The sequence below is a fragment of the Blastococcus sp. TF02A-26 genome, assembly GCF_003319125.1.
GTDB lineage: Bacteria > Actinomycetota > Actinomycetes > Mycobacteriales > Geodermatophilaceae > Trujillonella.
On sequence record NZ_QOHG01000005.1, the window covers coordinates 44,387 to 58,366 of the forward strand.

A 13,980-nucleotide genomic window follows, 5' to 3' on the forward strand; every position below is an offset into this window, starting at 1 on the left:
GTGCCAAGATGTTACGGCGCACACACTGCCCGACCGGCACGAGGAGGACCATGACCACGACCGACCCCGTCGGCGCCCGTCCCCGGGACGCCGTCGACGAGATCATCGGGCAGTGGGGCCGGGTCCGCCCGGACCTCGACGTCTCCGCGATGCAGGTGTTCGGCCGCCTGCACCGCAGCTTCCTGCTGTACCGGTCGGCCATAGGAGAGCGCTTCACCGACGTCGGGACGACCGAGCCCGGCTTCGACGTCCTCGCGGCGCTGCGCCGGTCGGGCGCCGAGCAGCGGCTCAGCGCCGGTGAGCTGGCCCGGCAGACGCTGGTCACCACCGGCGGGCTGACGCTGCGGGTCAAGCGGCTGGAGAAGGACGGCCTGGTCCGGCGCGAGCGCGACCCGGAGGACCACCGGATGGTCTACGTGTCGCTGACCGACGCCGGCCGCGAGCTGGTCGACCGGACCGCCGACCTGCACTTCCCCAACATGGCCCGGATGCTCGAGGGGCTCACCGCCGGCGAGCGCGACGACCTCGCGCGGCTGCTGGGGCGGCTGTTCGACTGCCTGCAGGAGGCCACCCCGGGCCTCGACCTCACCGAGGCCGCGGCCGCCGCCGAGCGCTGACCGCGGGCCCGCCACGATCAGGTCCCCTGATCGTGGCGGCGGCGGTCAGGAGGACGACGACGCGCCCCTGATGCCCTGCGCCTCCACCTCGACCTTGAGGCCCGGGTCCACCAGCGCGGCCACGCCGACCAGCGTGGAGCAGGGGAAGTCCCCGCTGAAGACCTCGCCGCGGGCCCGGCCGACGGCGACCTTGTCCTCGACGTCGGTCAGGTAGACCCGCAGCACGAGGATGTCGTCGACCGACGCCCCGCAGGCCTCGGTCAGCTCGCGCACCCGCCGGAAGGTCTCCTTCGCCTGCAGGTAGACGTCGTCCCCACCGACGGGGCCGTCCGGGCCGCCGGCGTGCATGCCCGACAGGAAGAAGTGGTCGCCGTGCACCCGGGCGTTGCTGAACATGCCCGGCCGCGGCGGCTCCGGTACCGACTCCGCTGCGACCCTCATGCCCGTCCCGTCCTCTCGTTGGCCTCGCGCACCAGCCGCTCCCGGGTCTCCCGGAAGTCGTAGGTGGGGTAGAAGTCGGTCTGGAAGACGCCCCACGCGCGGCGCTCCAGCTCGACGTTCACCGACTGCAGCAGCCGCGGCGGCAGCCGCAGCGTGACGATCTGTCCCACGCCCATCGCCACCACCCACGAGACGACCTCGCAGCCGGCCGGCGGGAAGCCGTTCCACCAGTCGACGGCGTCCAGCTTGTCCCGCTGCTCGACGAGGTCCTGGGACTGGTCGTGCCGCAGGAAGACCGTCAGCAGCATGGTCTCCTCGGCGGCCGGGTGACCCGACCCGGCCGCCGAGGGCTGCGCGTCAGCCATTCGCCGCGGCCACCAGCTTCGCGGCCTGGGCCTGTGCGTCGGCCCGGTACATGCGGCGGATGCGGGAGACGCCGAGGTCGTGCTGGTAGAGGTGCTCGTCGACGTCGGCGTCGGCGGCCAGGGCCTCGAGCACGATGCGGTCCTGCTCGAGCACCGCCCAGTGCTTGGCCTCCAGCTGGGTCCGGTACAGGAAGCGCCAGACCTCGCGCTCCCAGCCCTCCACCCGCCGGGTCCGCCAGTGGAAGATCGCCGAGTTGTGCTCGTCGATCGGCGTCGCCATGCCGACGATGCCGAAGGTGCCACCGGGCCCGGCGTTCTGGGCGTAGGGGATCTCCAGGTCGACGTAGTCCATCGCGCCCCGGGCGAACTCCACCCAGTCGAAGTTGACGCCGCGCTGGTCGGTCTTCTCGAAGAAGAAGCCGCGCTCGGTCTCGCGGATGCGGAACCGGGCCGAGGTGTCGCCGCCGAACATCGAGTGCGAGTCCCGGTGCAGGAAGGCCCCGTGCATCGGGTCGAGCACGTTGTCCATGTAGAACCGCCACGGCCCGGCCCACTCGGCGTAGTTCGGGAACCAGGAGACGGCGGGGTCGGCGAGCCGGTCGGGCAGCGCGAACTCGGTCGGCTGCGAGTCCTCGGTCAGCGGCACGAACGCGAAGATGGTGTCCGCGGCCTCGACGACCGACAGCGAGACGGTGGCCTTCTTGCCCTCCAGGGCGCAGCCGGGCATGCCGGGCACCGAGACGACCGTGCCGGTGCCGTCGACCTGGACGCCGTGGTAGCGGCAGGCCACCCGGTCACCGAGGTGCTGGCCGACCGACAGCGGCGCGCTGCGGTGCGGGCAGCGGTCCTCGAGCATCGAGATGGCCCCGGACGCGTTGCGGAAGAGCAGCCAGTCGACGCCGAGGCGGGTGACCTTCTTCATCTCGCCGGCGCCGACCATGTGCGAGGGCAGGATCGGGTACCAGCGGTCGCGCAGACCGGTGGCCGCGATCTCCTCCGCCGACAGGGTGCGGCGGGTGCCGACGACCTTGGGCGTCTTGACCGGGCGCGGACGGGCCAGGGCGGCGGGCGTGGTGGTCGGGGTGCTCATCTCAGTCTCCCAGTCGGCGGAGCTCGGCGCGGAGCGAGTCCGCGGTCCAGGGACCCCCGTCGGGGGCGTTGAGGCCGAGGCCGTTCAGGCCCTCGACCAGGCCGGGCAGGTCGTGCACGCCGCGCCCGAAGACCTCCATGATCGCGCCGGAGAGCTTGAGCTCGTAGGGGCTGATCGGGTGCGGGTGCGTCTGGTGCTCTTCCAGGTACTGCTCAGGCATGCGCTTCCTCCCTGGCCTGGGGCACGAGGGACGACAGCCCCTCGGCGATGGACATGAACGCGGTGACCCACTCGGCGAAGGAGCGGGGGTTGCTGCGGTGCACCGGGGCGGCGGTGCCGTCGACGATCACCATCACGCCGTTGGTCACGCCACCGGCGACGGTCTGGGCCTGCGAGGTGTCGGTGTCGGGCTCCGGCGCGGCGACGACCACGAGCGTCGGGGTCTGCACCTCCCGCAGGAGCTCCCAGTAGGCGGGGTCGGCCTCGTCGACCTCGGGGTCGGCGGCCAGGATGCTGACCACCAGCTCCGGGGCGCGGGCCGCCAGGAGCAGCGCCCGCGGCACCGCCGTCCCGGAGGCGAGGACGTGGACCGGGCCGCCGGCCGCGTGCACGGCGACGGCCTCGCGGACCTGGGCGAGCCACTCGGCGTCGGCCGGCTCGCCCTCGGGACCCCACTCGACCGCTCCGAGGGCGTGCACCTGGTCGAGGAACCAGTCGGCCGGCTCGCTGCCCGAGCGCAGGCAGAGGACGCCGGCGGACAGCTCGTCGTCGGGAACCATCAGTGGCCTCCGTCCGGGGTGGGGATGTGCACGGGCGGCGTGAACGCGCCCGGCACCGGGTCGAGTGCGGTCACGTCGACCTCGACGAGCACCGGGCGGTGGGCGTCGACGGCCTCCCGCAGCACGGCCTCGAACCGCCCGGGGCCCTGCACCAGCCAGTACGGCATGGCGAGGGAGCCGGCGAGCTTGCCGAAGTCGGGGGTGAACAGGTCGACGCCGGTGACGTCGAAGCCGTTGGCCTGCTGCATGTTGCGCAGGACGCCGTAGCCGCCGTCGTTGAACACGAGGACGACGACCCAGGCGCCGGTCCCGCAGAGGGAGGCCAGCTCGCCCAGGTGGACGGCGAGCCCGCCGTCGCCGGCCATGACGAGGGTCGGCACCTCCGGCCGGCCGACGGCGGCGCCGATGCCCATCGCCAGGCCCTGGCCGATGCCGCCGCCGAGCGGGAAGACGTTCGAGCTGCGCGCGTAGAACTCGAGCAGCCGGTTGCCCCACTGGCTGGACGGGATCGTGACGTCGCGGGCGACGACGGCCTTGCGCGGCAGCACCGAGCGCAGGCCGGCGCAGATCTCGGCGTAGCCCCCGATGTACTCGTAGAGGTCGTCGCGGACCTGCTGGCGCACCGACCGCACGCGGTCGGCCCAGCCGGGCTCGGTCGAGACCGACGGCAGCCGCCCCAGCAGCGCCGTCAGCACCGCGCGGGAGTCCCCGACCAGTCCCACCTCGGCGGGGTACACCCGGCCCACGGCGGCGGGGTCGACGTCGATCTGCACGTGCCGCTTGGGCAGCTCGAGGGCGTAGCTCTTCGTCTCGTTGGACCGGAAGTGCGTGCCGACGCTGAGGATCAGGTCGGCCTCGGCCAGCAGCGGGCCGACCGCGGGGGTGGCCGCGAAGTTGCCGACGACCAGGTCGTCGTCCTCGGGCACGATCGCCCGGCCCGAGTTGCTGGTGAGCACGCCGGCACCGAGGCGGTGCACCAGCTCGGTGAGCTCGGCGGGCGCGCCGGCCGCACCCCCACCCACCCAGAGCAGCGGGCGCTGGGCGGCGGCGAGCAGGGTGGCCGCGGCGTCGAGGGCGTCGTCGTCGGGGTGCGGCACGGCCAGGGGCACCGGCTCGTACGGCTGCTGCTGGTCCGGCCGGGCGAGGTACTGCAGGTCCGAGGGCCACTCGACGCTGGCCGGGCCGTTCGGCGTGGCGGTGATCGCGGCGATGGCCTCCTCGAGGGTGGCCTCGGCGCGGTCGGCCGAGGGCACGGTCGCGGCGAACGCGGAGATCGCCTCGAGCATCTTCCGCTGGCCGGGGAACTCGTGGATGACGCCGCGGGCCGAGCCGGGGGCGGCCGGGTCGTAGTGCTCGCTGTCGATCTGCCCGGTGACGTGCAGGACGCGGCTGCCGGCGGTGAGCGCCTCGATCATCGAGCCGGCCGCGTTGCCCGCGCCGGTGCCGGTGCTGGTCAGCGCCACGCCGACCTTGCCGGTGGCCCGGGCGTACCCGTCGGCGGCGTTGACGACCGCGGCCTCGTGCCGCATCTCCACGAAGCGCAACTCGCGGGCCACGGCCTCGACCAGCGGCAGGTTGTGCACGCTGATCACGCCGAAGGCGGTGTCGATGCCGTGCCGCTTCATCACGGCGACGAGGACGTCACCGCCGGTGGGCTGTCGTTCGGTCATGTGGTCCTCGCTTCAGAGGTAACGGGAGACGCCGCCACCGACGTCGATGGTCGCGCCGGTGCAGTACGAGGACAGGGGGGACAGCAGGCTGACGATCGGGAAGGCGACCTCCTCGGCGCGGCCGAACCGGCCGAGGGCGATGCCGCGGTCGGCGGCGATCTCCGCGCTCCACTCCTCGTAGCTCTGCGAGGTACCGGAGGCGTCGTAGCGGCGCCGCCACTGGCCGGTGTCGACGAGGCCGAGGGCGACGGAGTTGACCCGGATGCCCTCGGGTCCGAGCTCCGCCGACAGCGTGCGGGTGAGGTTGAGCAGCGCCGCGCGGGCCGCGGAGGTGATCGCCAGCCGGGCCTCGGGCTGCTTGGCCAGGATCGCGTTGACGTTGACCACCGAGGCGGCGTCGGACCCGGCGAGGTGCGGCCGGGCGGCGCGGATGACGTTCCACGCGCCGAACACCTTGAGGTCGAGCTCCTCGCGGATCTGCTCGTCGGTGGTGTCGGTGATGGGCGCCATGAGCGAGCGGCCGGCGTTGCACACCACGCCGTCCACCCCACCGAACACCTCGACGCCCTCGGCGACCATCGCCTCGACCGAGACGCGGTCGACGACGTCGCAGGCGACCGCGTGCACCTTCCCCGGGCCGGGCAGCGCGCCGACGGCGGACTGCAGGCGCTCGAGGTCCCGGGCGGAGGCGACGACCGAGGCGCCCTCGCCGACGAGCATGCGGGTGGTGGCCAGCCCGACGCCGGAGCTCGCCCCGGTGACGAGCACGACGCGGCCGTTCAGCTGCAGGTCCATGTCCGCGCTCCCTACTGCACCATCGTGAAGCCGCCGTCGACCGCGACGACCTGGCCGGTGACGAACCCGGCCTTGTCCGACAGCAGGTAGGCGACGAGGTCGGCGACGTCCTGCGGGGTCTGCTCGCGCTCCAGCACCCGGTTGTCGGCGTAGAGCCGGTAGCGGTGGTCGGGCACCGTCTCGGTGGCCTCGACCCGGATCAGCCCGGGGGCGACGGCGTTCACGCGGACGCCGTGCGGGCCGGCGTCACGGGCCATCGTGCGGGTCATCGCCATGACCGCGCCCTTGGAACCGACGTAGTGCACCAGCCGGGGCGAGCCGTAGATGGCGGTGTCGGAGGCGACGTTGACGATCGCGCCGGCGCCCTTCTCCAGCATCTGCGGGACGAGCCGGGCCGCGACCTGCCAGGTACCGAGGGCGTTGACGGTCATGATCCGGCGGAACGCCTCGACGTCGAGCTCCCAGAAGGCGTCGCCGCCGACGCCGTCCGCGAGAGCCGCGTTGTTGACCAGCGCGTCGACCCCGCCGAGAGACTCGGTGGTCTCGGCGAGCGCGGCCACGGAGTGCGGGTCGGCGATGTCCAGCGCGACCGCGTGCACCTCGGCGCCGCCGGCGCGGAGCTCGTCGGCGGTGCGCTCCAGCAGCTCGGTGCGGATGTCGCCGAGGACCAGCCGGTCGCCCTCCGCGGCGAGGGTCTCGGCGATGACCCGGCCCAGCCCGCGGGCGGCACCGGTGACGACGGAGAGGCGACTCACGCTGCCGCCTCCCACAGCTCGAGCACCGCGGCGGCGACCTCGGCCGGCTTCTCGGTGAGCGCGGCGTGGCCGGCGCCGGGCACCACGACCAGGCGGGCGCCGGGGATGCGGTCGGCCAGCAGGCGCGACTCCTCCACCCCCGTGACGACGTCGTGCTCGCCGACCACCACCAGCGTCGGCGCGGTGATCGTGGGCAGGAGCTCGGCGGTGTCGGTGCCGGCCATGTACTCGGCGGCGCCGCGGTAGCCGGCCAGCCGGACCTGCGCCATCTCGGCGCGGACGGCGTCGGCCACCTCGGGGTCGCAGCCAGGCGCGACGAGCCGCGGGGCGCGGGCGGTGGCGAAGGCCTCCGGGCCGGACGCGGCGAGGTCGGCGGCCCGCGACCGCATGGCCGCGGCCTTCTCCGGCGCGGTGCCCGATCCCCGGGTCGAGTCGGCCAGCACGAGGGTGCGCACCCGCCCGGGGGCACGGGCCGCGACCTCGGTGGCGATCACGCCGCCCCACGAGGTGCCGAAGAGGTCGACCCGGTCGAGGCCGAGGTCGTCGAGCAGCGCCAGCACCCGGGCCGGGTAGTCGACGTCCGCGTCGCCGCTGGGGTCGGCGGACTCGCCGTAGCCCGGGGCGTCCCAGGCGATCGCCCGGGCGCCGGAGGCGGCGAGGACGGCGGCGACCCCGGCGCAGGAGGCGGCGCTGCCGCCGATCCCGTGCAGGAGGAGGACCGGGCGGCCGGTCCCCTCGTCGGTGACGGCCAGCCCTCCGGCCAGGCGGGTGCGGACGGGTGCGGACACGTCAGGCCTCGACCCCGACACCGATGCCGGCGCCGTTGTCCTCCGACACGGGGAGGAAGTAGCCGGGCTTGGCGTCGACCCGGGCGCGGGCACCGGCGTCCGGGATCCCCGCCATGGCCGAGCGCACCGAGGTGGTGGGCGGGCCGGCGGTGCGCCACTGGTCCGACAGCTCCGGCGTCCGCCGCCAGGTGCGGCACAGCCACGAGTCCTCGTCGACCTGGATGACCTCGGAGGTGTACTCGCAGACCAGCTGCGCCGGGTCGGTGTAGTAGCTGAACGTGTTGTCGCCGGGGCCGTGGCGGCCGGGACCCCACTGCGGCGTCACGCCGGCGACCTTGAGGCTGCCGATGCCGCGCATGAAGTGGTCGACCGAGGCCATCTCGTAGGCGACGTGGTTGATCGACGTCCACGGGGCCTGGTTGAAGGCGATGACGTGGTGCTCGGGGTTGCAGCGCAGGAACGACATCTGGTGCTCGGACCAGTCCGAGATCCGCATGCCCAGGACCTGGCAGTAGAAGGCGGTGGCGCGGTCGATGTCGACGGTGTTCAGGACGACGTGGGCCAGCTTCTTGGGCAGTGCCGCGTAGCCGCCCTGGTCCTGCCGGACGACGGCGTTGACGTCGGCGGCGAGCTCGACGACCCGGCCCTCGGGGTCGACCAGCGCCAGGCCGTAGCCGCCGGCGGCGTCGTCGTAGGCGCCGGGCTCGCGCAGCAGCGGGATGCCGAGGTCGGTCAGCCGGCGGGCGGCGTCGTCGATCTCGCGCCGGGTGCCGACGGCGAAGCTGACCCCGCCGAGGGAGTTCTGCTCGGCCTTCTGCAGCTCGAGGACGTGGTGCTCCTCGCCGGTGCCGCGCAGCCAGAAGCGGTCGGTGTCGGCGTCGCTGAGCCCCAGCCCCCAGGCCTCGTTGTAGAAGTCCTTCGAGGTGACCGGGTCGGGCACCCCGAGGGTGACCGAGCGCAGGGCGCGCAGCCGGACGACGGGCTGGTCGGCGTAGTGCACGCGGTGGTCGCTCATGGGGTCTCCTTGGTGAGGTGCTGGAACGGCCCCCCTTCAGGGGCCCGCGCCGAGCGTGCGAGGTGCGGGGGGAGGGGGGGGTCCTTCTAGAGGTCGAGGACGAGCTCGCGGGAGCGGCAGCGGGAGACGCAGACCATCATCGTCCCGGCGGCCTCGTGCTCCTCCGGGCTCATCAGGAAGTCGCGGTGGTCGACGTCGCCGCTGACCACCCCGGTCTCGCAGGTGCCGCAGATGCCCTCGGTGCACGAGGAGTCGACCGGCACGCCGGCGTCCTCGAGCGCCTGCAGCACCGACACCTCGGGGCCGACGGGGATCCGCTCGCCGGTCGACTGCAGCACGACCTCGAAGGCCTCGTCGGTCTCGCCCTCGGGGACGACCCGTTCGGGCGCCTTGAACCGCTCCAGGCGCAGCAGGGAGGGGTCCTCCATCGCCTCGGCGACGGCGTCCATCAGGGCGGTCGGGCCGCAGCAGTAGACGAGCGTGCGCGGGTCCTGGCTGTGCAGGATCGCCTTGAGGTCGGGGTAGCGCCCGTTCTCCTCGTCGACGTGGACGTGGACCTTCTCCCGCGGCAGCGCCTCGACGGCGTCGAGGAAGGCCATCGTCTGCCGGCTGCGGCCGGTGTAGAGCATCGCCCAGTCCGCGCCCCGGGCCTCCAGCTCGCGGGCCATGGTGATGATCGGGGTGATCCCGATGCCACCGGCGATGAGGAAGTGCTTGGGCGCCTCCTCCAGGTGGAAGGCGTTGCGCGGACCGTCCACCTGGATGTGCGCGCCGACCGACAGCGCGTCGTGCACGCAGCTGCTGCCGCCGCGCGAGTCCGGCGTCCGCAGCACCGCGACCGTCCACCGCGTCGAGTCCGAGGGGTCCGAGCACAGCGAGTACTCGCGCAGCATCCCGTTGGGCAGGTGCAGCGCCAGGTGCGCACCCGGCTTCCACGTGGGCAGCGCGCCACCCGCGGGGTCGACCAGCGTCACGCTCGTGATGCCGTCGGCCTCGTAGGTCTTCTGCTGGACGCGCAGCGTGTGCCGCCCGTCCTCGCCCGCGAGGTTCCTCTCCATGCCCGGACTCCCCAGATCGAAGCGGTGGTTCAGGTGCGCGTCAGCGCTTGACGCCGTACATCTCCGACGACGGCGGGTAGGTCGGCAGCTGCGGCTTCGGGGCGCCGATGACGACGCAGAACAGCGCGTCGGTGTCGCCCACGTTCTTCAGCGAGCGCGGCACGCCGGCCGGCACGCGGATGAGGTCGCGGTAGCCCAGGACCCGAGTAGCCTTCTTGGTGCCGTCCTCGACGTCGTGGACGGCGACCTCCAGCTTCCCCTCGAGGACGTAGAAGACCTCCTCGACGTCGTGGTGGGTGTGCTCGGGGCCGACCGCGCCGACGGGCAGCTTCATGTTGGAGAACGTGAAGCCGCCGGGCTTCAGCGTGCGGCTGTCCGCCGAGTGGTCGCCGGTGGCGCCGGAGCCGATGTAGCGGATCTGGGCGCGCCGGAAGCGGTCGCCGCCCTGGGAGGCCTGGAAGCCAAGGGCGTCCCAGTCCTCGTAGCGGCTCTCGGCACTGGCGATGCAGGAGTCGATGAGCGACTCGAGGTCGGCACCGGGGGCCGGGGCCGTCTGCTCGGGGGTGGTGGTCTGCTCGGTGGTCACTGCTGTTCTCCTTCGGTTACCGGGGCGGGGGGCTGGTCAGTGGGTGCGACCGCGGTGCGCGATCGCCTCGATCTCGACGGTGGCGCCGTAGGGCAGGCCGGCGACCTCGACGAAGCTGCGCGCCGGCCGGGGCTGGGCGAAGGTCCGCTCGTAGTGCGCGTTGGCCTCGGTGCGGAGGCTGAGGTCGGTCACGAAGTACGTCGTCTTCACGACGTCCTCCAGGGCCATCCCCACGGTCGCCAGCCGCTCGGTGAGCCGGGCGGTGGCGGCCTCGATGGCCTCGGTGCGCCCGTGGACGGCGGCGCCGTCGGCGTCCACCGACAGCGCGCCGGAGACGAACGCCAGGTCGCCGACGGCGAAGGCGGGGCTGTAGGGGTGGGCGCCGCTGATCTGCGTGCTCGTGCTCATCGCTCGAAACCTCCCGGGGCGCCCCACGCGATCGGGCGTCCGCTGACGTCGACGTAGATGGACTTCTGGTGCATGTACGAGCGGATCCCGTCGCGGCCCTTCTCCAGGCCGATGCCGCTCTCCTTGAGACCGGTGAACGGGGTCGAGATGCTGAACTGCTTGTAGGTGTTCACCCAGACCGTGCCCGCCTTGACCGCGCGGGCGATCCGCCAGGCGCGGGGGAAGTCGCGGGTCCAGATGCCGGCGGCGAGGCCGAAGACGGTGTCGTTGGCCTGCGCGACCAGGTCGTCCTCGTCGTCGAAGGTCAGCAGCACGGCGACCGGGCCGAAGACCTCCTCCTGGCAGATGGTGTCGTCGTTGGAGACGCCGCTGAGGACCGTCGGCAGGTAATAGGCGCCGGTCGCCAGCTCGTCGTCGTCGGGGACCCGGCCGCCGGTCAGCACCGTGGCGCCCGCGGCGACGGCGTCGTCGACCATCCGCGCCACGCCGTCCCGGTGCGAGTGCGTGATCATCGGCGCGACGTGGGTGCGCGGGTCGTCCCCGGGGCCGACGACGAGCCGCTCGGTGGCGGCGACCAGCCGGGCGGTGAACTCCTCGGCGACGTCGCGGTGGACGAAGACCCGCGAGCCGGCGATGCAGCTCTGCCCGGTCGAGCTGAAGATCCCGTAGACGACCCCGGCCACGGCCTGGTCCAGGTCGGCGTCGGGGAAGACGATCGTCGGCGACTTGCCGCCGAGCTCCAGGGTGACCGGCATGACCTTGCGGGCGGCCACCTCGCCGAGGTGCTTGCCGGTGGTCGTGCCGCCGGTGAAGCTGATCTTGGACACCTCGGGGTGGGCGACGAGCGCCTCGCCGACGGTGCGGCCGGGGCCGGGGATCACCGAGAGCAGGCCGGCGGGCAGGCCGGCCTCCTCGGCCAGGCGGGCCAGGCGCAGGGTCACCCACGGCGCCCAGACCGGCGGCTTGGAGACGACGGCGTTGCCGGCGGCCAGCGCGGGGGCGATCTTCTGCGCGTCGCTGGCGATCGGGGAGTTCCACGGGGTGATGGCGCCGACGACGCCCATCGGCTCCCAGGTGGCGAAGGTGAGGTACTCGCCGCGGGAGGGGGTGATGTCCCCGACCATGGTCTCCAGCGTCGCGGCCATGTAGCGGAAGGTGTTGGCCGCACTCAGGCACAGCGCCCGGGTCTCGCCGCGGGTCTTGCCGGTGTCGAGGGTCTGCAGGGCCGAGATGGTGTCGGCGTCGCGCTCCAGGGCCTCGCCGATGCGGTAGAGCACCCGCGCCCGCTCGTGCGGCAGCATCGCCGCCCAGCCGGACTCCGCAGCGGCCTGCAGCCCGCCGCGGACGGCGCGGTCGACGTCCTCCACGGTGGCGCCGTGCAGCGTCGCGAAGACCTTGCCGGTCGCCGGGTCCACCGACTCGATGGGCTCGCCGCTGCCCCGCTGCCACCGGCCGGCGACGAGGATCTCGTCGCGCAGCGAGGCCTGCAGGGCGTCGGCGGAGGAGGACCGCTCGGCGGGCGCGTTCGGCACGCCCTGCACGGGTCCCGGCCGATCGGTCATGGTGTCTCCCTCGGTGGTGCTCCTCTGAGTGCTCATCTTCTTAGCGCTCAGAGATATGCAGCGAATGTAGGAGTGGGCCCGCCCACGGTCAAGGGGCGGGGTGGGACTCGCACGGTGTTCCGTTCGGTTCGGCCTCCCTGCAGGGAGGTCCTTCACGCGATGAGCGGAGGGCGCGCGGTCAGCCCGCTCAGCGTGCGGAGGATCGAGTACGGCACCACCGCGCTGGTGCGCGGGTTGTCCGGGCTCGGCTTGTTCTGCACCTGGAACACGTAGGAGCCCTGCGGCCCCTCGGCCTCGATGCGGTGGGTGGTCAGGTCGGCCGCGGGATCGGCGTGCAGCTCCACCCGGACGACGTCGGGGTCCCCGACGGCCAGCGCCAGGGCGGCCGCGACGTTCAGCGACTGCGGGAAGAGCCGGGAGGCCTCCGCGGGGGTGCCGGCGAAGACGAGCACGTCCTCGGCGGCATCGCGGACCCGCCGAGCCTCCGCCTCGTCCATCCACGGCTGGACCAGGGCGGCCGGCTTCTTGGTGGTGCGCAGGACCGCGCGGTCCAGCCCGCCGACGGCGGCCGCCGAGGCGAGCAGGTCCAGCCCACCGAGCGCGCCGTGCGTGCAGCGCAGCCGGCCGGGGCCGAGCTCGTCCAGCCGCCCGGCCAGGCGGGGGTCGAGCAGGGCCGCGATCGAGCTCACCACCAGGTCGCGGCCGGCTGCCAGGACCGGCTCCACGACCTCGAGCAGCGCGTCGGGCCCGGCGCACTCGACGACGACGTCGCAGGCCGCGAGGGCCTCGTCGAGGCCGAGCCGCGGGACCGGGAGCCCCGGGTCGTCGGGCGAGCGGGTGACGACGCCGACCAGCGTCGCGCCGTCCACCCCTCCCCTCAGCAGCTCCCGGGCGACCACCCGGCCGATGGCGCCGTGACCCAGCAGGGCCACGCGGAGCCCCGTCCCCGCGGCACGGACCGCGGCGGTCCGTCCCGTGGGGCCGGGGACGCCATCGACTCGGGTGGTCATCGGAGGATCAGCCCTCGGCGACGTAGGTGTCGTCGGCGGCCTCGTAACCGTCCTCGAGCAGCCCCTGCTCGACCAGGATGTCGGCGACCTCCTGGATGCGGTCGACGTCGGTCTCGGCCAGGAACTCGGGCAGCGCGATCTCCTGCGCGACCTCCGGCGACACCTGAGCGATGGTCGGCAGCCACTCGCGCCACTCGGCCTCGTTGGCGACGATGTCCTGCCCGGCCGCGTACATCGCCCGGGCGAACGCCGCGACGGTGTTCGGGTTGGACTCGATGAACTGGTCGCTGGCGATGAAGTTGGAGACCGCCAGGCCGTCGTTCGGGCCCTCCTCCGAGGTCAGGTCGACGATCTCGCGCATGCCCGCGGCCAGCGCCGCCGAGGAGAACGGCTCCGGGGAGTAGCCGACGTCGATGGATCCGGCCTCGACACCCGACAGCATCTCGGGGAAGGGCACCTCGACGAAGGTCGGCTCGACGTCGTCCAGGCCCTCCTCGTTCAGCAGGTTGCGCAGGGTGACGTCACCGATGTTGTTGGTGGCGTTGATCCCGATCGTGGCGCCGTCGAGGTCCTCGAGGGTCTGGATGTCGGAGTCGGGGTCGACGTAGACCGACAGGCCGCCGGCGCCCAGGGCGCTGGTGAGGACGACGGTCTGGATCGGCAGCCCGCTCTGCGCGGCGATCGACGTCGAGATGGTGTTGGAGAAGCTCATGTCGAGCTCGCCGGTGGCCACGTTCTGCGCGGCCTGCGGGCCGCCCTGGACCGGCTCGAGGGTGACCGTGAGGCCCTCCTCCTCGAAGAAGCCCTTCTCCTGCGCCCAGTACAGCGCGGAGTAGTCGGCCAGCGGCAGCGCGCCGACGGTGACCTCGGTGGTCTCGAGCTCGCCGTCGCTGGAACCGCCGCCGCCGCCCCCGGAGCTGTTGCCGCTGTCGTCGTCCGAGCCGCACGCGGCCAGACCCAGCAGCGCGAACGCGGTCGCTCCCGCGACCACACCACGGAACCTCATGTAGATACCTCCGGGCTCAGAAACTGAGCGCCAAG

17 protein-coding genes are annotated in these 13,980 nt (G+C 73.4%); 1 reads left to right on the plus strand and 16 read right to left on the minus strand.

Annotated elements, in window-relative coordinates; translation table 11 throughout:
- Positions 1 to 50 precede the first annotated feature (50 nt).
- Positions 51 to 617 (plus strand): MarR family winged helix-turn-helix transcriptional regulator, encoded by a 567-nt coding sequence (locus DQ240_RS07020; protein ID WP_113838918.1) that lies wholly within the window; start codon positions 51 to 53, stop codon positions 615 to 617.
- Between the two features lie 45 nt (positions 618 to 662).
- Here the strand turns inward: DQ240_RS07020 and DQ240_RS07025 are convergent, their stop codons facing one another.
- The 16 genes from DQ240_RS07025 to DQ240_RS07100 all read right to left on the minus strand — a co-directional run bounded on the left by DQ240_RS07025 (position 663) and on the right by DQ240_RS07100 (position 13,945).
- The gene (locus tag DQ240_RS07025) at positions 663 to 1,058 is read right to left on the minus strand and encodes a RidA family protein (RefSeq protein ID WP_199589140.1); all 396 of its coding nucleotides are present in this window, start codon (positions 1,056 to 1,058) and stop codon (positions 663 to 665) included.
- Complete coding sequence (locus DQ240_RS07030) at positions 1,055 to 1,423, minus strand: hypothetical protein (protein ID WP_199589141.1); 369 nt, start codon at positions 1,421 to 1,423, stop codon at positions 1,055 to 1,057. The genes DQ240_RS07025 and DQ240_RS07030 overlap by 4 nt, the downstream gene beginning before the upstream one ends.
- Positions 1,416 to 2,513 (minus strand): Rieske 2Fe-2S domain-containing protein, encoded by a 1,098-nt coding sequence (locus DQ240_RS07035; protein WP_113838920.1) that lies wholly within the window; start codon positions 2,511 to 2,513, stop codon positions 1,416 to 1,418. Before DQ240_RS07035 ends, DQ240_RS07030 begins: the two co-directional genes overlap by 8 nt.
- 1 nt (position 2,514) lies before the next feature.
- Positions 2,515 to 2,733 carry a recombinase-like helix-turn-helix domain-containing protein gene (locus DQ240_RS07040; protein ID WP_113838921.1) on the minus strand — a complete coding sequence of 73 codons (219 nt, stop codon included), beginning with the start codon at positions 2,731 to 2,733 and terminating at the stop codon, positions 2,515 to 2,517.
- Positions 2,726 to 3,292, minus strand: a complete 567-nt coding sequence (locus DQ240_RS07045) for an alpha/beta fold hydrolase (RefSeq protein WP_113838922.1) — start codon at positions 3,290 to 3,292, stop codon at positions 2,726 to 2,728. Before DQ240_RS07045 ends, DQ240_RS07040 begins: the two co-directional genes overlap by 8 nt.
- Positions 3,292 to 4,962: a thiamine pyrophosphate-binding protein gene (locus tag DQ240_RS07050; protein ID WP_113838923.1), complete on the minus strand. Its 1,671-nt coding sequence runs from the start codon at positions 4,960 to 4,962 to the stop codon at positions 3,292 to 3,294. Before DQ240_RS07050 ends, DQ240_RS07045 begins: the two co-directional genes overlap by 1 nt.
- A gap of 12 nt (positions 4,963 to 4,974) precedes the next feature.
- Positions 4,975 to 5,757, minus strand: a complete 783-nt coding sequence (locus tag DQ240_RS07055) for an SDR family oxidoreductase (protein ID WP_113838924.1) — start codon at positions 5,755 to 5,757, stop codon at positions 4,975 to 4,977.
- A gap of 11 nt (positions 5,758 to 5,768) precedes the next feature.
- The gene (locus DQ240_RS07060) at positions 5,769 to 6,512 is read right to left on the minus strand and encodes an SDR family oxidoreductase (protein ID WP_113839117.1); all 744 of its coding nucleotides are present in this window, start codon (positions 6,510 to 6,512) and stop codon (positions 5,769 to 5,771) included.
- Positions 6,509 to 7,300, minus strand: coding sequence for an alpha/beta fold hydrolase (locus DQ240_RS07065; RefSeq protein WP_199589142.1), 792 nt, complete (start codon positions 7,298 to 7,300; stop codon positions 6,509 to 6,511). The genes DQ240_RS07060 and DQ240_RS07065 overlap by 4 nt, the downstream gene beginning before the upstream one ends.
- 1 nt (position 7,301) lies before the next feature.
- Positions 7,302 to 8,315: a VOC family protein gene (locus tag DQ240_RS07070; RefSeq protein ID WP_113838925.1), complete on the minus strand. Its 1,014-nt coding sequence runs from the start codon at positions 8,313 to 8,315 to the stop codon at positions 7,302 to 7,304.
- An 86-nt stretch (positions 8,316 to 8,401) separates the two neighbouring features.
- Positions 8,402 to 9,373 (minus strand): PDR/VanB family oxidoreductase, encoded by a 972-nt coding sequence (locus DQ240_RS07075; protein ID WP_113838926.1) that lies wholly within the window; start codon positions 9,371 to 9,373, stop codon positions 8,402 to 8,404.
- A gap of 40 nt (positions 9,374 to 9,413) precedes the next feature.
- On the minus strand, positions 9,414 to 9,959 hold the full coding sequence (locus DQ240_RS07080) for a cupin domain-containing protein (protein WP_113838927.1): 546 nt from the start codon (positions 9,957 to 9,959) through the stop codon (positions 9,414 to 9,416).
- Between the two features lie 36 nt (positions 9,960 to 9,995).
- Positions 9,996 to 10,367, minus strand: coding sequence for a RidA family protein (locus tag DQ240_RS07085; RefSeq protein WP_113838928.1), 372 nt, complete (start codon positions 10,365 to 10,367; stop codon positions 9,996 to 9,998).
- Entirely contained in the window at positions 10,364 to 11,929 is a 1,566-nt protein-coding gene (locus DQ240_RS07090; protein WP_113838929.1) for an aldehyde dehydrogenase, read from the minus strand. Before DQ240_RS07090 ends, DQ240_RS07085 begins: the two co-directional genes overlap by 4 nt.
- 152 nt (positions 11,930 to 12,081) lie before the next feature.
- Positions 12,082 to 12,939: an aspartate dehydrogenase domain-containing protein gene (locus tag DQ240_RS07095; protein ID WP_113838930.1), complete on the minus strand. Its 858-nt coding sequence runs from the start codon at positions 12,937 to 12,939 to the stop codon at positions 12,082 to 12,084.
- Positions 12,940 to 12,946: 7 nt separating this feature from the next.
- A complete protein-coding gene (locus DQ240_RS07100; RefSeq protein WP_113838931.1) occupies positions 12,947 to 13,945 on the minus strand; it encodes an ABC transporter substrate-binding protein in 999 nt (332 codons plus the stop codon).
- Between the last annotated feature and the right edge of the window lie 35 nt (positions 13,946 to 13,980).

Coding starts and splice junctions, on each gene's coding strand:
- DQ240_RS07020 (WP_113838918.1), top strand. CDS start 51: ATGACCACGACCGACCCCGTCGGCGCCCGTCCCCGGGACGCCGTCGAC.
- DQ240_RS07095 (WP_113838930.1), bottom strand. CDS start 12,939: ATGACCACCCGAGTCGATGGCGTCCCCGGCCCCACGGGACGGACCGCC.
- DQ240_RS07085 (WP_113838928.1), bottom strand. CDS start 10,367: ATGAGCACGAGCACGCAGATCAGCGGCGCCCACCCCTACAGCCCCGCC.
- DQ240_RS07025 (WP_199589140.1), bottom strand. CDS start 1,058: ATGAGGGTCGCAGCGGAGTCGGTACCGGAGCCGCCGCGGCCGGGCATG.
- DQ240_RS07040 (WP_113838921.1), bottom strand. CDS start 2,733: ATGCCTGAGCAGTACCTGGAAGAGCACCAGACGCACCCGCACCCGATC.
- DQ240_RS07055 (WP_113838924.1), bottom strand. CDS start 5,757: ATGGACCTGCAGCTGAACGGCCGCGTCGTGCTCGTCACCGGGGCGAGC.
- DQ240_RS07045 (WP_113838922.1), bottom strand. CDS start 3,292: ATGGTTCCCGACGACGAGCTGTCCGCCGGCGTCCTCTGCCTGCGCTCG.
- DQ240_RS07100 (WP_113838931.1), bottom strand. CDS start 13,945: ATGAGGTTCCGTGGTGTGGTCGCGGGAGCGACCGCGTTCGCGCTGCTG.
- DQ240_RS07050 (WP_113838923.1), bottom strand. CDS start 4,962: ATGACCGAACGACAGCCCACCGGCGGTGACGTCCTCGTCGCCGTGATG.
- DQ240_RS07030 (WP_199589141.1), bottom strand. CDS start 1,423: ATGGCTGACGCGCAGCCCTCGGCGGCCGGGTCGGGTCACCCGGCCGCC.
- DQ240_RS07090 (WP_113838929.1), bottom strand. CDS start 11,929: ATGACCGATCGGCCGGGACCCGTGCAGGGCGTGCCGAACGCGCCCGCC.
- DQ240_RS07070 (WP_113838925.1), bottom strand. CDS start 8,315: ATGAGCGACCACCGCGTGCACTACGCCGACCAGCCCGTCGTCCGGCTG.
- DQ240_RS07075 (WP_113838926.1), bottom strand. CDS start 9,373: ATGGAGAGGAACCTCGCGGGCGAGGACGGGCGGCACACGCTGCGCGTC.
- DQ240_RS07035 (WP_113838920.1), bottom strand. CDS start 2,513: ATGAGCACCCCGACCACCACGCCCGCCGCCCTGGCCCGTCCGCGCCCG.